Origin of the sequence: Sandaracinobacter neustonicus (assembly GCF_006385875.1) — a bacterium.
Classification (GTDB): domain Bacteria; phylum Pseudomonadota; class Alphaproteobacteria; order Sphingomonadales; family Sphingomonadaceae; genus Sandaracinobacteroides; species Sandaracinobacteroides neustonicus.
Map to the genome: position 1 here is coordinate 63,645 of NZ_VFSU01000017.1, position 20,383 is coordinate 84,027.

The 20,383-nt window shown below is 65.9% G+C and carries 17 protein-coding genes; 7 read left to right on the forward strand and 10 right to left on the reverse strand.

Annotation, left to right across the window (positions count from 1 at the left end; genetic code table 11):
- Positions 1–41 precede the first annotated feature (41 nt).
- Complete coding sequence (locus FJQ54_RS05480) at positions 42–692, forward strand: glutathione S-transferase (RefSeq protein WP_140927411.1); 651 nt, start codon at positions 42–44, stop codon at positions 690–692.
- Positions 693–727: 35 nt separating this feature from the next.
- Here FJQ54_RS05480 and FJQ54_RS05485 read toward each other — a convergent pair whose 3' ends face one another.
- The 3 genes from FJQ54_RS05485 to FJQ54_RS05495 all read right to left on the reverse strand — a co-directional run bounded on the left by FJQ54_RS05485 (position 728) and on the right by FJQ54_RS05495 (position 6,022).
- Complete coding sequence (locus tag FJQ54_RS05485; RefSeq protein ID WP_235890333.1) at positions 728–2,491, reverse strand: AMP-dependent synthetase/ligase; 1,764 nt, start codon at positions 2,489–2,491, stop codon at positions 728–730.
- A gap of 92 nt (positions 2,492–2,583) precedes the next feature.
- Positions 2,584–4,392: a gamma-glutamyltransferase gene (gene ggt, locus FJQ54_RS05490; RefSeq protein ID WP_140927413.1), complete on the reverse strand. Its 1,809-nt coding sequence runs from the start codon at positions 4,390–4,392 to the stop codon at positions 2,584–2,586.
- Positions 4,393–4,996: 604 nt separating this feature from the next.
- Positions 4,997–6,022: a quinone-dependent dihydroorotate dehydrogenase gene (locus FJQ54_RS05495; RefSeq protein WP_140927414.1), complete on the reverse strand. Its 1,026-nt coding sequence runs from the start codon at positions 6,020–6,022 to the stop codon at positions 4,997–4,999.
- 532 nt (positions 6,023–6,554) lie between these two features.
- Here FJQ54_RS05495 and FJQ54_RS17435 point away from each other — a divergent pair.
- Both FJQ54_RS17435 and FJQ54_RS05510 read left to right on the forward strand, forming a co-directional pair.
- A complete protein-coding gene (locus tag FJQ54_RS17435) occupies positions 6,555–7,415 on the forward strand; it encodes a helix-turn-helix domain-containing protein (RefSeq protein WP_181159988.1) in 861 nt (286 codons plus the stop codon).
- 408 nt (positions 7,416–7,823) lie between these two features.
- Positions 7,824–8,810 carry a TerC family protein gene (locus FJQ54_RS05510; RefSeq protein ID WP_140927417.1) on the forward strand — a complete coding sequence of 329 codons (987 nt, stop codon included), beginning with the start codon at positions 7,824–7,826 and terminating at the stop codon, positions 8,808–8,810.
- 560 nt (positions 8,811–9,370) lie between these two features.
- Here the strand turns inward: FJQ54_RS05510 and FJQ54_RS05515 are convergent.
- Genes FJQ54_RS05515 through FJQ54_RS05535 form a run of 5 tightly spaced genes read right to left on the reverse strand, consistent with a single transcriptional unit; the run spans position 9,371 to position 13,314 of the window.
- On the reverse strand, positions 9,371–9,697 hold the full coding sequence (locus tag FJQ54_RS05515; RefSeq protein ID WP_140927418.1) for a hypothetical protein: 327 nt from the start codon (positions 9,695–9,697) through the stop codon (positions 9,371–9,373).
- The gene (locus tag FJQ54_RS05520) at positions 9,694–10,560 is read right to left on the reverse strand and encodes an aldose 1-epimerase (RefSeq protein ID WP_140927419.1); all 867 of its coding nucleotides are present in this window, start codon (positions 10,558–10,560) and stop codon (positions 9,694–9,696) included. The genes FJQ54_RS05515 and FJQ54_RS05520 overlap by 4 nt, the downstream gene beginning before the upstream one ends.
- Positions 10,560–11,438, reverse strand: a complete 879-nt coding sequence (locus tag FJQ54_RS05525) for an SMP-30/gluconolactonase/LRE family protein (RefSeq protein WP_140927420.1) — start codon at positions 11,436–11,438, stop codon at positions 10,560–10,562. Before FJQ54_RS05525 ends, FJQ54_RS05520 begins: the two co-directional genes overlap by 1 nt.
- Positions 11,438–12,184 (reverse strand): SDR family NAD(P)-dependent oxidoreductase, encoded by a 747-nt coding sequence (locus FJQ54_RS05530; RefSeq protein ID WP_140927421.1) that lies wholly within the window; start codon positions 12,182–12,184, stop codon positions 11,438–11,440. The genes FJQ54_RS05525 and FJQ54_RS05530 overlap by 1 nt, the downstream gene beginning before the upstream one ends.
- The gene (locus FJQ54_RS05535; RefSeq protein WP_235890326.1) at positions 12,181–13,314 is read right to left on the reverse strand and encodes a fumarylacetoacetate hydrolase family protein; all 1,134 of its coding nucleotides are present in this window, start codon (positions 13,312–13,314) and stop codon (positions 12,181–12,183) included. The genes FJQ54_RS05530 and FJQ54_RS05535 overlap by 4 nt, the downstream gene beginning before the upstream one ends.
- A gap of 219 nt (positions 13,315–13,533) precedes the next feature.
- Between FJQ54_RS05535 and FJQ54_RS05540 the strand changes: the two genes are divergently transcribed.
- Positions 13,534–16,059, forward strand: coding sequence for a glycoside hydrolase family 3 protein (locus FJQ54_RS05540; RefSeq protein WP_140927422.1), 2,526 nt, complete (start codon positions 13,534–13,536; stop codon positions 16,057–16,059).
- A gap of 7 nt (positions 16,060–16,066) precedes the next feature.
- Here FJQ54_RS05540 and FJQ54_RS05545 read toward each other — a convergent pair whose 3' ends face one another.
- On the reverse strand, positions 16,067–17,050 hold the full coding sequence (locus tag FJQ54_RS05545) for an NAD-dependent epimerase/dehydratase family protein (RefSeq protein ID WP_140927423.1): 984 nt from the start codon (positions 17,048–17,050) through the stop codon (positions 16,067–16,069).
- 188 nt (positions 17,051–17,238) lie between these two features.
- Between FJQ54_RS05545 and FJQ54_RS05550 the strand changes: the two genes are divergently transcribed.
- A complete protein-coding gene (locus FJQ54_RS05550; RefSeq protein ID WP_140927424.1) occupies positions 17,239–18,351 on the forward strand; it encodes an acyltransferase family protein in 1,113 nt (370 codons plus the stop codon).
- A gap of 42 nt (positions 18,352–18,393) precedes the next feature.
- On the opposite strand, the gene FJQ54_RS17915 is transcribed toward FJQ54_RS05550, so the two are convergent.
- Positions 18,394–18,516 carry a hypothetical protein gene (locus FJQ54_RS17915; RefSeq protein WP_268920560.1) on the reverse strand — a complete coding sequence of 41 codons (123 nt, stop codon included), beginning with the start codon at positions 18,514–18,516 and terminating at the stop codon, positions 18,394–18,396.
- Between the two features lie 133 nt (positions 18,517–18,649).
- Here FJQ54_RS17915 and FJQ54_RS05555 point away from each other — a divergent pair, with 133 nt between their 5' ends.
- Positions 18,650–19,591, forward strand: a complete 942-nt coding sequence (locus FJQ54_RS05555; protein WP_140927425.1) for a ribose-phosphate pyrophosphokinase — start codon at positions 18,650–18,652, stop codon at positions 19,589–19,591.
- A gap of 22 nt (positions 19,592–19,613) precedes the next feature.
- Positions 19,614–20,381: a glycosyltransferase family 25 protein gene (locus FJQ54_RS05560; RefSeq protein ID WP_181159989.1), complete on the forward strand. Its 768-nt coding sequence runs from the start codon at positions 19,614–19,616 to the stop codon at positions 20,379–20,381.
- Positions 20,382–20,383: the final 2 nt, after the last annotated feature.

The following is a 20,383-nucleotide window of genomic DNA, read 5'->3' on the forward strand; positions in this document are numbered from 1 at the left end:
GCTGAAAAAGGGGTAAACGGGCCCGGAACGGAGCATTCATCATGAAACTGATCATCACCAACCGCCGTTATTCCAGCTGGTCGCTGAGGGGCTGGCTCGCCGCGAAGCAATCGGGCCTTCCCTTCGATGAGGAATATGTGGACATCTACGCCCCGGATTGGGCCGGGTTGCGCGCCACCGGGGCTTTCGCCGAAGCAAACGGCAAGGTGCCGATCCTGATCGACGGCGACTCGGTGATCTGGAACGCGCTTGGGATCATCGATTGGCTGGACCGCAAATCCGGCGGCACCCGCTTCTGGCCGCAGACCGGCCGCCCTCGCGCCTTCGCCGTTTCCGCCGCCGTCGAAATGCAGGCCGGGTTCAACGCCCTGCGCCAGCATTGCCCCATGAACTGCATGCGCCACTACCCAGGCTGGGCCATCGACACGCAAGCGTTGCCCGATATCGCCCGCGTGGATCAGCTGTGGTCCATCGGCCTTTCCCGCTTTGGCGGCCCCTGGCTGGCCGGTGAGCAATGGAGCGGCGCGGACATCCTGTTCGCCCCCGTCGCCAGCCGTCTGACCACCTATGACGCGCCACTCAGCCCGGAAGCAGACGCCTATCGCCAGCGCGTGATGGCCCACCCGCATGTGGCGGAATGGGTGGCGGAAGCGGCAAAGGAGACGGTGTTGCGGGAGGCTTATGAGCATTGAGCTGAGGGAAGAACCGCAGCATTCACTCCCTCCCGCTACTTATACAGCGCGTCCAGCCGCTTGCCGTACACCTTGCGCAGCACGTGGCGGCGGATTTTCAGGCTGGGGGTCATCTGTTCATTCTCCACCGTGAAGGGCTCGTCGGCGAGGATGACGCGGCGGACTTTTTCGATGACGGAAAGCTGGGTGCTCACCCTGTCTACGGCGGACTGGATGGCGCGTTGGAAGGCAGGGTTTTCTTTTAGCGTTTTCGGGTCTGCGCCATGTTCGGCGGCCCATTCCATCTGGAACTCGGCGTCTGGCACCACCACGCCGACGAGGTAGGGGCGTTGATCCCCCTGCACCATCGCCTGCGCGATTTCCGGTTGCAGGGTGAGCAGTCCTTCCACCCGTTGCGGGGCGATATTGTCGCCCTTGTCGTTGACGATGATATCTTTCTTGCGATCGGTGATGACGATGTGGCCGTCTTCATCGATCAGGCCGATGTCGCCTGTCATCAGCCAGCCGTCTTCCGTCAGGACTTTGGCGGTGTCGGCCGGGTTGTTCCAATAGCCCTTCATCACCAGTTCGCCGCCGACCAGGATTTCGCCGTCTTCGGCGATCATCACTTCGGTATCGCGGAGGGCGGGGCCGACGGAGTGCATCTTGATCTTCGCCGCCGGGCGGTTGCAGCTGATGATGGGGCCGGTTTCCGTCTGCCCATAGCCCTGCAGCAGGTTCAGGCCGATGGCGTCGAAGAAGAAGCCGACTTCCGGGCTGAGCGGCGCGCCGCCCGACACCAACGCCTTCAGCCGCCCGCCGAAGCGTTGGCGCACCTTTTTCCGCAGCGTGCGGTCGATCAGGAAATCCAGTGGCTTGTCCAGCAGGCCGATCTTGCCGCTGTCATAGCGTTTGCGGCCGATGCGTTCGGCCTGCGCCAGCAGGCGCGGGGCGAGGCCGCCTTCCTTCTGCACCGTTTTCAGCATGCGGGCGCGCAGCACTTCGAACAGGCGCGGCACGACGATGATGATGGAGGGGTGGGTTTCCTCGATATTGGCGGCGAGCTTTTCCAGCCCTTCAGCGTAATAGATTTCGCCGCCCAGCCCGATGGGGAAGAATTGCCCGGCGGTATGTTCATAGGCGTGCGAGGTGGGCAGGAATGACAGGAAGGTTTCCCGGCGGCCGTCCTGCGGAAAATCGCCGCGGATGATATCGGTGCATCCCGCCACATTGTGCAGGATCGCGCCATGGTGCTGCATCACCCCGCGCGGCGTGCCGCCTGTGCCAGAGGTGTAGATCAGGCAGGCGGTTTCCGAACGGCCGATGCGCAGCGCGGCGGTTGAGGCGGCGCCGACATCGCCGGGCTGTCCGGCCGTCAGGTCCGCCATGTCGTGCAGGTCCAGCTTGCCGGAGGCCTGGCCCAGCTTCAGCGGCTCGATGCCGATGATGAAGCGGCAGTCCGCCGCCTGATAGGCCGCCTCCATCAACGTGCGCGCCAGTTTGGGGGTGGAGACGATGGCACCGATGGCGCCGGAGTTTTCAAGGATGTGCAGATGATCGCGCGCAGTGTTGGTGGTGTAGGTGGGCACGGTGACGGCCCCGGCCGACATGATGGCGAGATCCCACAGGCAGAATTCGGGGCGGTTTTCCGACACGAGGACGACCCGGTCGCCCTTGTTGATGCCAAGCCCTTTCAGCGCCTCTGCCAGCCGGGCGACCTGCTTCGCCGCCTCCCCCCAGCTGATCGCCTGCCAGTTGCCCTCTGTCTTGCGCCAGAGGAAGGCGGCGTCTTTCAGCCGCTCGGCCTGCCCGAAGAACATGTGGACGAGGTTTTTCCACTGCTCCACGCCGGTTTCGGCGACGGCGCGTTCGGCTTCGCGCAGGCGTTCGGCGCGTTCGATGTCGGCGCGACTCATGGTTGTTCATTCCCCCCGGTGGCTATTGCCTGACCCTCGCTTCGCGGGTCCGCCGCGCCGCGCCAGCCGCCGGGCACGCGGGCAAGCCCGTTCCCTTTCAGCGGCAGCATGGCGGCACGGACATTCTGATGCCCCAGCGCCTTCAGGCCTGCGGCCTGTTCCTCCAGCCGGGTGCCGGCTTCGTAGCGCAGGCCTGAACGGTCCGCGATGATCTGCGGCGCGGCCAGCGCATCCTCCACGCTGAGGCCCCAATCCAGATGCGCGATCACCGCCTTGGCGACCTGCGCGATGATGGTGGCCCCGCCGGCCGCCCCGAAGGCGGCCAGCGGCTTGCCCCGGCGATCAAAAACGATCACGGGCGCCATGGAGCTGCGCGGGCGCTTGCCCGGTTGCACGGCGTTGAAGGCGGGCTCGCCATCGGCCCGCACCGGCGCGAAATCGAAATCCGTCAGCTGATTGTTCAGCACGATCCCGGCCGCCACCAGCCCCGAGCCATAGGGGCCTTCGATGGTGGAGGTGAGCGTCGCCACATTCCCCGCCCGATCCGCCGCCGCCAGATGGCTGGTGGACGGCACGTCCGCCAGCCGCTGCGGCTTGCGCTTGGGCAGGCCCTTCGGCGTGCCCGCCGGAGCCTCCGCCATGGCGCGTTCGATGTGGATCAGCGCGCTGCGCGCCTTGATATAGCCGGGGGACAGCAGCCCCTCCACCGGCACCGGCGCGAAATCGGCATCCGCGCCATAAGCCTCCCGATCCGCATAGGCGAGGCGCTGGCTTTCGGCGAACAGATGCTGAGACAACAGATTGTCTGCGCCCAGTGATTTCAGATCGAACCGCTCCAGCTGGAGCAGAATCTGCAGCACCGCGATCCCGCCGGAGGATGGCGGCCCCATGGTGCACACCCGCCACTGCCGATAGGGGCGGCAGAGCGGCTTGCGATCCCCCACCCGATAGGCCGCCAAGTCCGCCGCCGTCAGCGCGGCCGGGTTGGAGAAGGCGTTGCCGACAGCAGTGGTCACAGCCGCGCCGACAGGCCCCTTGTAGAAGGCGTCCGGCCCTTGCGCTGCCAGCAGCTCCAGCGTTTCGGCAAGTTCCGGCTGGCGCAGGATATGCCCGGCGGGCCATGGCTCGCCCGCGGGATCGAGGAAAATGCGCGCCGCCGCCGGGTCTGCCCGCAGCATCGCTTTGCGGCTCTCCGTGAAGCGGTTCAGCCGGGGCGACACCACAAACCCCTCCCGCGCGGCCTTGATGGCGGGCGCGAACAGCTCTGCCCATGGCCGCTGGCCCCAGCGCTTGTGGGTTTCCGCGATCAGCGCGATCGCGCCCGGCACGCCGACCGAATAACCGCCGGGCACCGCCTGCATGAATGACATCGGCGTGCCATCCGGCTTTAAGAAGCGTGTCGGGCCAGCCGCCGCCGGGGCTTTCTCCCGCCCGTCCAGCGTGAAGGTGCGGCCCGTTGCGGCATCATACCAGACGAGAAAGCCGCCGCCGCCCAGACCCGAAGACTGAGGCTCCACCACGCCGAGCGTGATCACCATCGCCGCCGCCGCATCCGCCGCGGAGCCGCCCGCATCCAGCAGAGCCCGCCCCGCCGCCGCCGCCAGCGGATCCGCCGCCGTGACCACCGCCGGTCCAGTCGCCGCCGTGCTGGCAGGCGCGCGGCGGTTGTCCTCCGCGCCGGAGAGGTAAAAACCCGACGTCGCCGCAGCAGGCGGCGCAGCGGTCTGAACAGACTGCGCGTGAGCAGCCGCAGACAAAGGCGGCAAGGCGATCAGCAAGGCTGCCGTCAGTGACGTGCGAAACATTGCCTACCCCTACGGAAGGGGCGGCGCATGCTCAACCCTTCTCAACACGTGGGTGGGGGTTTTCGGTGGGCGGGGTGTGTTGGCCGCGGGGAGAGGCTTTTGGGGGAGAGGCTTTTGCCTCCGGCGGGCAGGGAAATGATTTCCCTGCACCCTCGAAATTGGCGTTGTGGTCCCACTTCAACGCCGTAGACGTAATCAGATTCGATTGCCTGCGGCGCAACGGAGGCTCTCTCTCCCCGCTGGGGAGAGAGGTGGAGAGAGGGGAGCAACGCCGGGCCTAACCCACCAGCCCTTCCACCCGCTCAGCCTGAGCCTGTCGAAGGCCCCTGAACAAACCCACCAACCTCCCCATCCCCACAACCGTCACCCCGGACTTGATCCGGGGTCCAGCTGGTCTTCGGCAAAGTTGTGAGTGGAAAGCTGGACCCCGGATCAAGTCCGGGGTGACGTGTGGAGAGGCGGGTTGGCAGCCCTCAAAGCGCCGCAGGCAATAATTTCCACCCTCGCGCCAAGCGGATGGCCCCCACCCCGACCCCTCCCCTGCAGGGGAGGGGCTACACAAAAGTCTGGGGGTGCAGGGGCAGAGCCCCTTCAGTCTTCCCCATCAGCGCTTCACATCCACCCCAACCGCCTCGCCAACGGAACGGAAGCCATCGCGGCGGAGCAGGATGGAAAGCCCCGCGGCGATGCGGGCCGGGAGGCGGGGGCCTTGATAGACCATGGCGGTGTAGAGTTGCACGGCCGACGCCCCCGCGCGGATTTTGGCATAGGCCTGTTCGGCGCTGCCGACGCCGCCTGCGCCGATCAGCGGCAGCCTGCCCCTGAGGCGGGTGGCGAATTCGCGCAGCACCGCCGTGGAGGGCTCGAACAGTGGCTGGCCGGAAAGGCCGCCGGTTTCACCGCTGTGGGGACCATGCAGGCCGGGCGGGCGGGCGATGGTGGTGTTGGAGACGATCAGCCCGGACAGGCGGCTGGCGAGGGCTGCGTCGACGATGGCGTCGATCTGTTGCGCGTCGAGATCGGGCGCGACTTTCAGGAACAGCGGCGGCCCGCCTTTTCCCCCAGCCTCGGCAGCGGCTGCGAGCAGTTCGGGCAGGGCATCGCCCTGCAGGCCGCGCAGGCCCGGCGTGTTGGGGGAGGAGATGTTAAGGGTGATCCACGCGGCGCTGTCGCGCACGGCGCGCACGCCGGCGGCGTAATCGGCGATTCGATCGGGCGAATCCTTGTTGGCGCCCACGTTGACGCCGAGGCGTCCGTGCTGGGCGAGGCGGGGGAGCGCCGCTTCCAGCCCGCCATTGTTGAAGCCCAGCCGGTTGATGACGGCTTCGTCTTGCGCGATGCGGAAGATGCGGGGGCGCGGGTTGCCTGCCTGCGGCTTGGGGGTGATGGTGCCGACTTCCACGAAGCCGAAGCCCAGCGCCAGCATCTGCCGCCAGACGCGGGCATCCTTGTCGAATCCGGCGGCGAGGCCGACGGGATTTGGGAAGGCCAGCCCGGCGAATCGGGTTTCCAGCAGCGGATCGTTGGACGGCCCGGGACCGGACGGCATCCAGTCCAGCGCTTTCAGCGTGACGCTGTGCGCGGTCTCTGCATCCAGCCGGAACAGCAGCGGGCGGAAGGCCTTGAACATAGGGCTTGTTTAACCGTCCACCCGGCAAGCGCAAGCGGTCGGATGGCCTGTTTCCGGGCATCCATTTTTATGTCGCATCTGTCCAAGACAGCCCGCGCGAAGGACGGATATCAACAAGCTGCGACCCAAAGGATGGTCATTCCCGCACAGGCGGCTGGGGCAGAGTTTATTCCGAGCCCCCGTTTTTCTGTGTGGCCACCATCCTCACTTTTCCACCCTGGGGCCTTGTGCCCCAGGGTGCCTTTTGCCTTGAAAAGGGTGAGGGTTGATTTTGACAGTGATTCGCGAGACAATTAATCGTTTCCCGGCCGGCCCGGGCGGCGCTCGTATGCCTGCGTTGGCATGCATTGCCCGCAATTCGGGTTGCTGCATCATCGGGTTGACGTTTGATCGCTTCGTTTCGTGATCGGGCGGCTTCAGGATCTTGGCAGGCGCGTCTGGCGGGGTTTGGCTCTATCCCGGGCCTGATCGGAACAGGTGGTCGCATGCGGTTTGCACAATCGGTATTGCCTGTGCCGGGGCGTTTGGCCCGGTGAGGGCGCCGCATTTCTCGTTGCGCTATTTTTCCCCCGCGGCACCGCTGCGGGCATGGGTTTCCAGCTATTATGTGTTCGAAGCGGATGTGCCGGCGCTGACCGATACACTGCGCGCTGAACTGCCGCAGGTGCGCTTCATGTATGCCGGGTCCGGCACGTTCAATTATGGCGACGGCCCGACGGTGCAGATGCCGCAGGCGGCGCTGTGCGGGCCGACGAACATCGCCGTGCACTTCCGCGCCAACGGGCCGCTCAGGATCTTCGGCGCGGGGCTGCTGCCTGCCGGCTGGGCGGCGCTGGTGGGCGCGGGGGCGAGCGAGTTTTCCGACCAGTTGATCGATCTGGAAGATGTCGCAGGCTCCGTGGCGCGCCGCGCGCTGCATCGCATGGGCGAAGCGCGCAGCCACCGGGAAGTGGTGGCTGCGGCCGATGCCTTCTTCCTGCTGCTTTCGATGCAGGCGAAGCCGCCGCCCATCTGGTTCACCCGCGCGGCGGATGAGTGGCTGGCGAATTCCATCAACCCGGATGTGAATGATCTGGTGAAGATGACGGGCATGTCCTCCCGCCAGATCGAGCGGCTGGCACTGCGGGTGTATGGGGCCAGCCCGAAGATGCTGTCGCGCAAATACAGGGCGCTGCAGGCGGCTGTGCGGCTGGGGCTGGACCCGGAGGCCGGGTGGGAGCAGGCGGCTGCCGGGGCCTTTTATGATCAATCGCATTTCATCCGCGATTTCAAGACGTTCGTGGGGATGACGCCCAACCAGTTCGCAGACAAGGACAGCCCGTGGATCACCCGGCTGACGATTGCGAAGCGGCAGAATCTGGTGACGATGCCGAAGCTTAACCTCGTGAGTTGAGGCTGAAGCCGGCTGCGATTAAGGCCAAGCCTTAATTCGCAGACTCGGCGCAAGCCCGGCCGGCTGAGACGGCGATCTCTATCGCCGGCCAGTCCGACGAGTCCGGCTTTGCCGGACTTCTTTCTTAGCCCCTCAAACGCCGGGCGCTTCGCTTGGCTTTCCTCGCATTGGCTCGGGCGCGCAGTCGCGCTTGCGGCACTGCGCGCCGAGATCGCCGTGAGCGGACTCGCAGGCTTTGCCTGCGGCCGCGCCCCCCGCACCAAAGTCCCCCTTGAACCCATCCACTCCAAGCCTTAGCTTCCCAACAATTCCGGGCCCCTCTGGCCGCGCGGGCGCGCGCGGTGATGTCGGAAGCGCAGATGAGAATCGGCGCTGACGCGGCGCATGTGATGACCAGAGGGGACGACCATGGAATTTCTGACAGCCGCATGGCTGGGCACGCCGATATGGCTGTGGTTCAGCTTCTTCGGGATTGTGATCGCGCTGCTGGCGCTGGATCTGGGTGTGCTGAACCGGCACGATCATGAGATCGGCGTGGCGGAAAGCCTGAAGCTTTCGGCCTTCTACATCACGCTGGGGCTGGCCTTTGGCGGCTTCGTCTGGTGGCAACTGGGGCAGCAGGCCGCGATCGAATATGTAACCGGCTTCGTGGTGGAAAAGAGCCTGGCGATGGACAATGTGTTCGTTATTGCCATGATCTTCTCTTATTTCGCAATTCCAAGGCTTTACCAGCACCGCGTGCTGTTCTGGGGCATTTTGGGGGTGATCCTGCTGCGCGGCCTGATGATCGGCTTCGGCGCGGCGATCATCAACCAATGGGCCTGGGTGCTCTATATCTTCGCCGCCTTCCTGATCTTCACGGGCATTCAGATGTGGCGCAACGCCGAACAGGACTATGACGTCGGCAATTCGCGCGTGCTGAAATGGGTGCGTCATCACCTGCCGGTGACAGACGATCTGCACGGCAATCACTTCTTCGTGAAGCAGCCCGACGCCAACGGAAAGCTCAGCACCTTCGTCACGCCGCTGTTCCTCGCGCTGGTGATGGTGGAATTTGTGGACGTGGTGTTCGCGCTGGATTCAGTGCCCGCGATTTTCGCCATCACCACCGATCCGTTCATCGTCTACACCTCCAACATCTTCGCGATCCTGGGGCTGCGCGCGCTCTATTTCGCGCTGGCGGCGATGGTGCACCGCTTCCACTATCTGAAATATGCGCTGGCCGTGCTGCTGGTGTTCATCGGCTCGAAAATCTTCCTTGCGGACATGCTGGGACTGGCCGGCGGCAAGGTGCCGCCCAGCGTGAGCCTTGGCGTGACCTTTGCCATTCTGGCGAGCGGCGTGGGATACTCGCTGTGGAAAACGCGCGGCGATGGAGAGGTGGCCGGGCGGTGAGGAGGCTCGGGGCGTCGCCGGATGGTGGCAGACGAGGTTTGAAGGGGCTCTGCCCCTTCACCCCGGCAGGGGCGTGACGCCCCTGCACCCCCTTAGTTTTTAGCCCGCTGCAAGGGAGTGGTTGGGGCCATCTGCTTGGCGCGAGGTTGCGGTTTGATTGCCTGCGGCGCTTTTGGGGGGGGCACTTTGCCTCTCCACGCCTCACCCCGGATCAAGTCGGGGGTGACGGTTGTGGTTCGTGGGGAGGGTGGAGGGTTTGTTCAGGGGCCTTCGACCCTTCGACAAGCTCAGAACTCAGGCTGAGCGGGTGGGTAGGTTGGGGAGTTTGGTGGATCAGGCCCGGCGTTGCTCCCCTCTCTCCACCTCTCTCCCCGGCGGGGAGAGAGAGCCACCTTGCGCCGCAGGCAATCGAATCTGATCACACCAACGGCACTGGAGTTTAGGCGCAACGCCAACTTTGAGGGTGCAGGGAAATCATTTCCCTGCCGGGTCCGGGCAGAGCCCGGCCGCCGGAGGCAAACAAAGCGGAGGGCCGAAGTGAAGCCCCCCTCAAACGCCGATCAATAAGGCCCCGGCCACACGTTCCGGCTGTTTTCGAACCCGAAGGTGGCCCAGCCCTTGTCGCCCAGCGGGACGGAGGTGACGCCGTAGATGCCGCGCGCGCCGCCGGTGCCGACCATGACGCCGACTTCGCCATGCGGGCGGCGGTCGATCAGGCGCGGGGAGTCTGTGGGGCTGGCGAGGTCGTCGGCGGTGTTTCCGGCGATCAGCGCCTCTTTCTGCGCGTCCGTCAGCGAGAGGGTGACGGGTTCGGCCTGCGCGGGAAGCGCGGCTGCCAGCAGCAGGGCCAAGAGCGGGGTTCGCATGAGGGCTGTTTCGAGGATCACGGCTGAAGTCTGGATGAACCGGGGGCGGCCTGCAAGATGCGCATTTCGATGGAGAGCGTCTGGCCGGGGGCCAGCAGGTCCATGCCCTCGCGGTTGATGGCGTCTGGCAAATGGGTGACGGGTTCGGCGCAGAAGAAGTCTTCGCCGGGCGGGATATAGAGGTGGAGGCCGTCCGCGCCGGTGGCGCTGAGCAGGGTGGAGAGGCCGCCGCCGCCGCTGATGCGGGCCGGGCCGGTCCAGCCTTCGTGCGCGTTATCGACAAGGCTGGGGCGGGTGAGGCTGTCGCCTTCGGCCCAGTTGCCGAAATGATCGGCGGGCACGCGGGCAAGCGGCAGTTGCGTGGCGTCGGCTGTCCATGCGGCGCTGAGGTTCGCCTGCAACCGGCTGTCCGGGAAGCGTGGGAAATAGGGGTGGAAGCCGAGGCCTGCGGGCACCGGCTCGTCTGCGAGGTTGCGGATGGAGAGCGAGGCGGATAGCCCGTCCGGCAGCAGGGCGAAACGTTGTTCGGCGTGGAAGGGCCATGGCCAGCCGTTGCCGCCGGGGTGCTTCAGGCTGAGGGTGGCGCTGGCGGCGGTGGCGTGGGTGACCTCCCACGCACGATGCCAGCCGACGCCGTGCAGGCTGTGCGGATGATCGCCGAAATTGGCGGACAGCAGCCAGCGGCGGCCGCCGAAGTTGAAGCTGCGCTGCGCGATGCGGTTCACATAGGGCAGCAGCGGAAAGCAGGCCGTTTGCAGCGGGTCTGTCGCGCCCGGTGGCGTGGGGCGCAGGATATCCCGGCCCTTGTGGCTAAGGCTGCCGATGCTGCCGCCAAGTTCGGGAAGCAGGGTCAGCTCCCATCCGTCGGCGGCGAGCGGGCGCATCAGGCCAGCCGGACGCCCGGTGTGGGCAGGCCGGGCACATCGACCCGGAAGCTGAACAGATTGCCCGCCAGCGGTTCGCGCGCGCGGCCCTCCGCATCCAGATGCTTGGCGGCGGTGGTGGCAAAGGCGGTGCGCATGTCCGGGCCGCCCAGCGCGACCTTGGTGATAGAGCTGACGGGGAAGGTCACCGTTTCCACCAACCTGCCGTCCGGCGCGTAGCGGCGGGCGCAGCCGCCGAAGAACAGGCCGACCCACAGATGGCCCTCGCTGTCGATGCTGGGGCCGTCCGGATAGCCTTCGGCCGGGTCGATATGCACGAACAGCCGGGAGGGACCGAGGCTGCCGTCGGCCAGAATGTCAGCGGCGAAGATGTCGCCGCCCAGCGTGTCCACATGATAAAGGATGCGCCCGTCCGGGCTGACGGCGGGGCCGTTGGTGATGGGGATGGGGCCGGAGACGAGGTGCGTGCCGGAGCCATCATAGCGATAGAAATGGCCGGTGGCGGATTGCTCCACATTGTCCATCGTGCCGAACCACAGGCGGCCCTGCGGGTCCACCGTGGCGTCGTTCAGGCGGTTGGTTGGCAGGTGCGGTTCCGGATCTGCCAGCGGGGTGAAGCTGCCGTCTGCCGGATCGAACAGGTGCAGCCCGCCTTGCAGGCCCGCCACAAATGTTTTGGCACCCTCCACCGGCACGATGAAGCCGATTTCTTGCGGCGCGGGCCAGCTGGCCCGCGCGCCGGTGGCCGGATCGAGCCGGTAGACCGCCTGTGTCTTGATGCAGACGAACCACAAAGCCTGATTGGCCGGATGCCATAGCGGGCCTTCCAGCAGCGGCGCGTTCAGCGCCCAGATGCTTTGCGGTTCACTTGCCGTCATCAGCGCCACCCTGCATCCACGAAATAGCTGTGGCCGGTTATCAGCCGGGCGTCGTCAGAGGCAAGGAACAGCACCATGGCGGCGATATCGTCCGGCACCAGACGCCCCTTCAGGCATTGCGCGGCGACGATTTCGGCCTCGCCTTCGGGCGTGTACCATTTCAGTTGGCGCGGGGTGCGGACATTGCCGGGAATCACGCAGGTGGCGCGGATGCCGTCTGGCCCGAGTTCGCGCGCGAGGCTGCGAGTGAGGCCTTCGATCCCGGCCTTGCAGGTCTGGTAGAGCGTCAGTTCCTCCAGCCCCAGATGCCATGAGATGGAGCCGAGGTTGATGATCGCGCCTGCGCCCTTTGCGCGCATCGCCGGGATCACCGCCTGTGCGCAGAAGAACATATGCTTCAGATTCACCGCGATGCGGTTGTCCCAATAGGCTTCGTCGACATCGCCGATGCTGTGGCGGTCATCGTTGGCGGCATTGTTCACCAATATGTCGAAGCCGCCCTGTTGCTGCAGGCGGGCGATGGCGGCCTGCAGCGCGGCGATATCGGTGAGATCCAGCTGCTCGAAGCGAGGCTTGCCACCCAGTTGCCGCACCAGCGCTTCGGAGTCTTCCCGGGCGATGTCGAAGAAGGTCACGTCCGCGCCCTGCGCCATAAAGCCTTCCACCAGCCCCGCGCCGATGCCGGAACCGCCGCCGGTGATCAGCACCCGCTTGCCAGACAAGCTGGGATAGACGGCCCGGCTCATGCGCGCGCGCCTTGCGGAAGCTGCGCCATGAAGGCGCGAATGCCGATCGTCCACGGCGGCGCGTCGGCGCTTGTCACCACCCGGTTGCGAAGCAGGCCCAGCTTCGGCGAGCGGATTTCCACGATGTCCCCTACCTTGTGCGTAAAGCCGCGGCCGGGATCGTCACGATCCTGCACGGGCGCAAACAGGGTGCCGAGGAACAGTGCAAAACCATCGGGATATTGATGCTCAGACAGCGTCTGCTTCACCAGATCCAGCGGATCGCGGCTGATCTGCCGCATGGAGCTATGCCCTTCCAGCCGATAGCCTTCCGGGCCTTCGATCAGCAGGTCCAGTTCGGCGGCGCGCACATCGTCCATGCCGAAGCCCGCATCGAACAGGCGGATGAAGGGGCCGATTGCGCAGGAGGCGTTGTTGTCTTTCGCCTTGCCCAGCAACAGGGCGCTGCGGCCTTCGAAATCGCGCAAATTCACATCATTGCCCAGCGTCGCGCCCACGGTTTCGCCGCGCGCGTTCACCGCCAGCACCACTTCGGGTTCCGGGTTGTTCCACGACGAATCCGAGCGGATGCCGATATCCGCGCCCCAGCCGACGGTGGAGAGCACCGGGGCCTTGGTGAACACCTCTGCATCCGGGCCGATGGCGACCTCCAGATATTGCGACCACATGCCCGCTTCGATCAGCGCCTCTTTCAGGCGGCGGGCCGGTTCGGTGCCGGGCACCACAGAGCGGATGCCGTCGCCCACCTGATCTTCCAGCCCGGCACGGATTTCGGCGGCGCGGGCATAATCGCCGCGCGCCCGTTCCTCGATCACCCGCTCGATGGCGGACAGGGCGAAGGTGACGCCGCAGGCCTTCACGCATTGGAGATCGAAGGGGGAGAGCAGGCGAGGGCCGGGGCCGTCGCCCACGATCAGCTCCTCCACAGCGCAAAGGCGCGGACCCTGGGCCGTGGCAGGCGACTCGAGATCGAGCAGATCCGACATGGTGGGCGCGGTCGCGGATACATCGAAGACCTGCCCGTCGCGCACCAGCACGGGGACCGGCCCGGACGCCAGCGCGACACGGCCCGCCAATGTGGCCTGCGCATGATCCTCCGGCAGCGCCGATGGCGCGAACGGGATGCTCACCTTATTATTCCTCCCTCAATTATTGATAGCGCTACCATCGACTGTCTCGATCCGCAAGGGCGCGCGGGTTTGCTGGCGGCTGTGGACAGGAAAATCCGCCGGGTTGCCCGGATGGGGCCAGATGGGGGGTTGGCGCGCGCGTTTGTCCGTGCCAATGTTAGCGCAACCATTCGCGCAGGAGCAAACCATCCGCGCGAATCCGGTTGGGGAGAGACTTGAATGAACATGCGTCACGGGGTGGTTGCCGCCCTTCTGTTGTCGAGCGCGGTTGCCGCTTTTGCTGCCGATGGCGCGGCCCCTGCGGATGCGAAAGCCCCCGCCGCCGATGGAACCGGCTCGGTGAACCCGGCCATCTGGCCTTCGCCCAAATGGCCCTTCCCGGCCGATCCGGCGATGGAGGCGCGCATCAAGGCGCTGATGGCACGCATGACCATCGAGGAAAAGGTCGGCCAGATCGTGCAGGCGGATATCGCCAGCGTGACCCCGGCGGACGTGAAAACATATCACCTCGGCTCGGTGCTGAACGGCGGCAACAGCGCGCCCGGCGGCAACGAGGAAGCCCCGCCCATCGAGTGGCTGAAGCTGGCGGACGCCTTTTACGACGCTTCGGTGGACAAATCCGGCGGTGGCGTGGGCATCCCCGTGATCTGGGGCACGGATGCCGTGCATGGCCACAGCAATATCGTGGGCGCCACGCTGTTCCCCCACAATATCGGCTTGGGGGCCGCGCGTGATCCGGAGCTGATCCGACGCATCGGCGCGGCGACCGCAATCGAAATCCGCACCACGGGGCAGGAATGGACCTTCGCCCCCACCATCACCGTGCCGCAGGATTTCCGCTGGGGGCGGGCGTATGAAGGCTATTCCTCCGATCCGAAGCTGGTGTCCTCCTATGTCGGCGCGATGATCCGGGGCTTGCAGGGCGAGCCGAATTCCGGCGCGATCCTGAAAGGCCCGCATGTCATTGCCAGCACCAAGCATTTTCTGGCTGACGGCGGCACCTATGAAGGCCGAGATCAGGGTGATGCGCGGATCGACGAAGTGACGCTGCGCGACATTCACGGCATGCCTTATGTGGCCGCCATCGAGGCGGGCGTGGAAACGGTGATGACCAGCTTTTCCAGCTGGAACGGAATCAAGATCGCCGGGCATCGCGGGCTGGTGACGGAAATCCTGAAAGAGCGGATGAACTTCGGCGGCTTCGTGGTGACGGACTGGAATGCCCATGGGCAGGTGGCCGGCTGCACCAACGCCAGCTGCCCGCAATCGCTGCTGGCCGGGATCGACATGTTCATGGCCCCGGACACGTGGAAAGACCTCTACGCTTCGCTGGTGAAACAGGCGAAGGACGGCACCGTGCCGATGGCGCGGCTGGATGATGCCGTGGCCCGCGTGTTGCGGGTGAAGATGCGCATGGGCCTGTTCGAGGCTGGTCGGCCGTCGTCCCGGCCGCTGTCGGGCAAGTTCCAGATGCTGGGCGCGCCCGAGCATCGGGCGGTCGCGCGGGAAGCGGTTCGCAAATCACTGGTGCTGTTGAAGAACAGCGGCTCCGTGCTGCCCATCAAACCCGGCGCGAAGCTGCTGGTGGCCGGGGACGGCGCGGACGATATCGCCCGCCAGTCCGGCGGCTGGACGATCACATGGCAGGGCACCGGCATCGACAACAGCGCCTTCCCCGGCGCGACCTCTTTGTGGAAGGGCCTGTCCGACGCGGTGACGGCGGCGGGCGGCAGGGCGCAGCTGTCTCCGGATGGCAGCTTCACGCAGAAGCCCGATGTCGCCATCGTGGTGTTCGGCGAAACGCCCTATGCGGAATTTCAGGGCGACCTCAAGACGTTGCGCCTGCGGACCGAGCTGGAAAAGCCGTTCGAGACGATGCGCAAGCTGAAGGCGCAGGGCATCCCTGTGGTGGCGCTGATGATCACCGGGCGGCCGCTGTTCGTGAACCCGGCGATCAACGCCTCCGACGCATTCGTTGTGGCGTGGCTGCCGGGTTCGGAAGGCGGCGGTGTCGCCGATGTGCTGGTGGCCGGGCGCAATGGCAAGACGGTGGCGGGTTTCACCGGCAAGCTGCCAGTGGCATGGCCGGTGAATGCGAAGGTGGATGGCCCCACGCTGTTCCCCTTCGGCTTCGGGCTGACGCTGGCGGATCAAACGCCCGCCGGGCAGAAACTGCCGGAAGATCCGGGCGTGGAAGACGCCGGGGCCGCGGGCGTGTTCATGGATCGCGGCCAGCCGCAGCCGCTCTGGTCGCTTTATGTGCAGCAGACGGAAGCCGACCGCACCCGCATCACCACCGTGCCTGCCAAGGCTGCGAGCGGCCGGGTGACGGTGACGCCGACGGACCATGTGGTGCAGGAAGGCGCGCGCCGCTTCGCCATCGAATCCGGGGCGTCGCGCATCGAAGTCTCGTCGCATGCCCCGGTGGATATCAGCCGCGAGAGCAACGGCGATGTCGCGCTGGTCGTGTCACTGCGGCGTGACACGGCGCTGACGGGGCCGATCTCGCTGGCGATGCAGGGCGGCGGCAAGATGGGCAGTCTGGATGCGGCCGCCATCGGCCAGCTGCCGCAGGGCGAGTGGGTGCGGCTGGGCGTGCCGCTGAAATGCTTCGCAGCGGCAGGCGTGGACATGAGCAGCGTGCAGATTCCCTTCGCGCTGTCTTTGGGCGGGCGCGGCGCGCTTTCCATTTCCCGCGTGGCGCTGGGGACGGACTCCGACAAGCTGCTGGAGTGCCGGAAATAGGCAACCTCTACCCGGCCCAGCCCCTGAACCACTCCACGAAGCGGGGAATGCCGCTGTCGATGGGGGTGGTGGGGGCGAAGCCATGGTCCGCCGCGATGGCCGAGATATCGGCATAGGTATCCGGCACGTCGCCCGGCTGCATGGGTTGATGATCCAGCAACAGCGGCTTGCCGCAGGCCTGTTCGATCACCTCCACCAGGCGGGAGAGGATTTCGGAGCGGCTGTTGCCGATGTTGTAGATGGCGTGCGGCGCGTGGCTGCCGCCCGGTTTCGGCAGCCCGTTGTCGGCAGGCGGGCTTCCCACGCAGGCGAGGATTCCGGCGATGATGTCATCGATATAGGTGAAATCCCGCCGCATCGCGCCGCCGTTGTAATAGGGCACTGATTGCCCGTTCAGGCAGGCTTCGGTGAACTTCCACACCGCCATGTCCGGCCGCCCCCATGGGCCATAGACGGTGAAGAAGCGCAGGCCCGTGAGGGGGATGCGATAGAGATGGGCATAAGTCTCGCTCATCAGCTCGGCGGATTTCTTGGTCGCGGCGTAGAGCGAGATGGGGTGATCCACCCGATCTTCCACGGCAAAGGGCAGCTTGCTGTTCGCGCCATAGACCGACGAGGAGGAAGCATAAACCATCGGCACCTGCCGTCGGCGCGCGATTTCCAGCAGGTTCAGATGGCCCACAAGGTTGCAATGGCCATAATCGAGCGGATGATCGATGGACCAGCGCACGCCGGGCTGCGCGCCCAGATGCACGATAGAGCTGATCCGGTGCGGCGCCAGCGCGGCTTCCAGCCCGGGCATGTCGGCGAAATCCTGCCGGAGCAGCGTGAAGCCGGGGCTTTCAAGCGCGGCCACCCGCGCCTCCTTCAGATCGAGCCGGTAATAGGGAAGGAAGCAATCCACCCCGATCACCTGTTCGCCGCGCGCAAGAAGCGCCTGCGCGCAGTGAAAGCCGATGAAGCCGGCGACGCCCGTAACAAGGATAGCCATCGCCCCGGGCGATGCCGCAAATTCCGGGGCGGGGCAAGGCGGGGAACCGTCGCCGATCGTGGTGGGGTCTGACGGGCGGAGTGACGGCCTTATCCCGCCTTGAGCAATGCACGGCTCTCAAGTAGAGACCGGCGCATGTCTGGGGCAACTGGATTGAGCACAAGTGATGGGGCAGGAAGGGCCGTTCGATGACGGCCAAGGTTGATCGCCTGCATCATGTAGATGCGCTGCGCTGTTTCTGCATGTTGTTCGGGCTGCTGGTGCATGGGGCGACCATCGGTCCTTCACCCTTCTTCTTCGCCATCAGCCAAGTGTCAGACCATTTCCGCATGGCGACCTTCTTCCTCGTCTCGGGCTATTTCACCGCCATGGTCTATGGGCGCAGCGATTTTCGCAGCTTCCTGATCAACCGGGGGCGGCTGATCCTGCTGCCCTTCCTGTCTGGCCTGATCCTGCTGAACCCGGTGACGCTGTGGCTGATCCAGCTCTATCACGGCGGCGGAGAGACGTTTGTGAGCTTCTTCAGCGGCGGCTGGCGGTTGCCGCTGCCGGGGCCGATGGTGTGGCACCTGCATTTGTGGTTCCTGATCTCTTTGTTCATCTATGCCATGCTGACCCCGGCGCTGGCGGCGCTGGCGGGATCGGCTCCGGTTTCGCATGCGGTGCGCCGGCTCACCGGCCTGCCCGCGCTGGCGGGGCTGATGATCCTTGCGCTGCTGGCGGGGATTTCCGTGATGTTGCTGCGCGGGCTGAACGACACGCTGATCACCCCGCTGCTGTTCCGGCCTGGCGCGTTCCTGCCGATGGCGACGATGAATTATCTCACCTATTTCGCCATCGGCGTGCTGGCTTTCCGCCACCGCGACCTGTTCGATCTGATGCATCGGCTGTTCTGGCCGGGGCTGCTGCTGTTTGGCGGGGCCTATCTGCTGCACCCCATGCTGGCGGACGAACTGCCGCGCTCTCTGGAACGGATCACCTACTGGATCGCGCGGGCGGGGCTGATCTTCCTGATTGTCTGCGCGCTGCTGGCGATCGCGCGCAGCCTTGTGACGCGGGGCAGCCCGATGCTCACCCGGATCACCAACGGGGTTTACAGCTTCTACATTTTCCACTTTCTGGTGATCTACATCATCGCCAACCTGATGCATGAGGTGACGAATAACCTGTACCTCACCTTTGCGGTGATCGTGCTGGCGGGCTTCCCGATCCTGTTCCAGATCCATGAGAAGCTGATCGCCCCCAGCCCGCTGCTGACGCTGCTGTTCAACGGCAAGACGACGAAGCGCGCGAAGCCCTGAGTCAGCGGCCGTCCGGCCCTTCAAGGTTCGCAGGCAGCAGGATCAGCCGCGCGCCTCTGCGGGGGCGGGTTGCAGCAGGGGCAGCTTCTTCTCCTGCCGCCAGTGCCAGCCCGCCACGGCCAGTGCGCCGAGCAGGGCGATGCCGAGCAAAATTCGCGCAAGCATGGGCAGCTGGAGCCTGCGTTTCCGGGCGGCTTTGTCGGGCAGGCGGCACGCAGTTGCAACTGTGTGGGCCGCAGCCGTTGCGGGGAGGGCAGGCATCCGCTAGGCGCGTCGCAACATAAGGGGTGAAGACCAGATGAAACTGCTTGCCGGCAACAGCAATCCGACGCTCGCGGCCGAAGTCGCCCGCTATCTGGAGATTCCGCTGACCAAGGCCTCTGTGCGGCGCTTCGCCGACGAGGAGATTTTCGTGGAGATCCACGAGAATGTGCGCGGCGAGGATGTGTTCGTGCTGCAATCCACCTGTGCGCCCGCGAACGACAATCTGATGGAGCTGCTGATCTGCATCGACGCGCTGCGCCGCTCCAGCGCGAAGCGGATCACCGCGGTAATTCCCTATTTCGGCTATGCCCGGCAGGATCGCAAACCCGGGCCGCGCACGCCGATTTCGGCGAAGCTGGTGGCCAACCTCATCACCGTGGCCGGGGCCTCGCGGGTGCTTTCCGTCGATCTGCACGCCGGGCAGATTCAGGGCTTCTTCGATATCCCGACAGACAATCTCTATGCCGCGCCGGTGATGTCGGCCGACATTCAGGCGCGTTACCCGGATTATGCGGGCACGATGACGGTGGTGTCGCCCGACGTCGGCGGGGTGGTGCGCGCCCGCGCGCTGGCGCGGCGGCTGGGCAATGCGCCGCTGGCCATCGTGGACAAGCGGCGGGAACGCGCGGGCGAATCCGAAGTGATGAACATCATCGGTGACGTTTCCGGCCGCTTCTGCATCCTGATCGACGATATCGTCGATTCGGCAGGCACGCTGTGCAACGCGGCGCAGGCGCTGATGGATGCGGGCGCGGCGGGCGTGATCGCCTATGTGACGCACGGCGTGCTCTCTGGCGGGGCGGTGGCGCGGGTGGAAGGCTCGGCACTGACGGAGCTGGTGATCACCGATTCCATCGGCGCGACGCCGCCGGTGGCAGAGGCGAAGAAGATCCGGCTGCTGACGATCGCACCGTTGCTGGGCGAGGCGATCCGCCGCATTTCGGACGAAAGCTCCGTCTCCTCGCTGTTCGATTGAGGCCGCGATGAAGGCCTTCTGCATGAACCTCGACCGGCGGCCAGACCGCTGGGCGCATATGCGGCGCGAGGCTGCGCAAGCGGGGTTCGAGCTGGAGCGGATCGCCTCGGTGGATGCGCAGAAGCCCGACGTTGCCGCCGCCGCCGCTGAGGTGCCGCCAATGGCGAATGGCCACCGCATGAGCGCGGGCGCGTTCGGCTGCTTCAACAGCCACCGCGCGGCGTGGACGGCCATCGTGGAGAGCGGCGAACCCCATGGCATGGTGCTGGAGGATGACATGATCCTAGCCCCCGGCTTCGGCGCGCTGGTGAACGGCACGGCCTGGATTCCAGCCGACGCGGACGTGGTGAAGCTGGAAACATGGGGCACCCGCGCGCATGTGGCGAAGGCGGGCAGTGCCGTGGGCGGGCGGCATCTGGGGCGGCTGCTCTCCAGCCATATCGGCGGCGGCTGCTATATCCTCTCCGCCGCGACGGCGAAGCGGCTGCTGGCGATGACAGCGCGTTTTTCCGATCCGGTGGACGAACTGCTGTTCAACGAGACGCTGGCATTCTTCCCCACCGCGCACATCTATCAGATGGTGCCCGCCCCCGCCGTGCAGGGCAAGCGCAGCGACAGCGGCATGGCCGAACCCGAATGGTCCGAAGGCTCCATCATGGCCCGCTTCGCCGATGGCGGGCCGACCGAGCCGGGGCGCGAGGGGAAGCTGGAACGACTGCTGCGGCGCACGCGCGAGGAACTGCGCAAGCTGCGCCTAGGCAGCCGCTATGATGTGATCCGCTTCGGCTGAAC

What these genes read in the sequence shown, in the direction of transcription:
- FJQ54_RS05525 (WP_140927420.1), bottom strand. Translation starts at nt 11,438, where the DNA reads ATGACGGCAAGTGAACCGCAAAGCATCTGGGCGCTGAACGCGCCGCTG.
- FJQ54_RS05530 (WP_140927421.1), bottom strand. Translation starts at nt 12,184, where the DNA reads ATGAGCCGGGCCGTCTATCCCAGCTTGTCTGGCAAGCGGGTGCTGATC.
- FJQ54_RS05540 (WP_140927422.1), top strand. Translation starts at nt 13,534, where the DNA reads ATGAACATGCGTCACGGGGTGGTTGCCGCCCTTCTGTTGTCGAGCGCG.
- FJQ54_RS05480 (WP_140927411.1), top strand. Translation starts at nt 42, where the DNA reads ATGAAACTGATCATCACCAACCGCCGTTATTCCAGCTGGTCGCTGAGG.
- FJQ54_RS05555 (WP_140927425.1), top strand. Translation starts at nt 18,650, where the DNA reads ATGAAACTGCTTGCCGGCAACAGCAATCCGACGCTCGCGGCCGAAGTC.
- FJQ54_RS17915 (WP_268920560.1), bottom strand. Translation starts at nt 18,516, where the DNA reads ATGCTTGCGCGAATTTTGCTCGGCATCGCCCTGCTCGGCGCACTGGCC.
- FJQ54_RS05560 (WP_181159989.1), top strand. Translation starts at nt 19,614, where the DNA reads ATGAACCTCGACCGGCGGCCAGACCGCTGGGCGCATATGCGGCGCGAG.
- FJQ54_RS05495 (WP_140927414.1), bottom strand. Translation starts at nt 6,022, where the DNA reads ATGTTCAAGGCCTTCCGCCCGCTGCTGTTCCGGCTGGATGCAGAGACC.
- FJQ54_RS05485 (WP_235890333.1), bottom strand. Translation starts at nt 2,491, where the DNA reads ATGTTCTTCGGGCAGGCCGAGCGGCTGAAAGACGCCGCCTTCCTCTGG.
- FJQ54_RS05550 (WP_140927424.1), top strand. Translation starts at nt 17,239, where the DNA reads ATGACGGCCAAGGTTGATCGCCTGCATCATGTAGATGCGCTGCGCTGT.
- FJQ54_RS05510 (WP_140927417.1), top strand. Translation starts at nt 7,824, where the DNA reads ATGGAATTTCTGACAGCCGCATGGCTGGGCACGCCGATATGGCTGTGG.
- FJQ54_RS05520 (WP_140927419.1), bottom strand. Translation starts at nt 10,560, where the DNA reads ATGCGCCCGCTCGCCGCCGACGGATGGGAGCTGACCCTGCTTCCCGAA.
- ggt (WP_140927413.1), bottom strand. Translation starts at nt 4,392, where the DNA reads ATGTTTCGCACGTCACTGACGGCAGCCTTGCTGATCGCCTTGCCGCCT.
- FJQ54_RS05545 (WP_140927423.1), bottom strand. Translation starts at nt 17,050, where the DNA reads ATGGCTATCCTTGTTACGGGCGTCGCCGGCTTCATCGGCTTTCACTGC.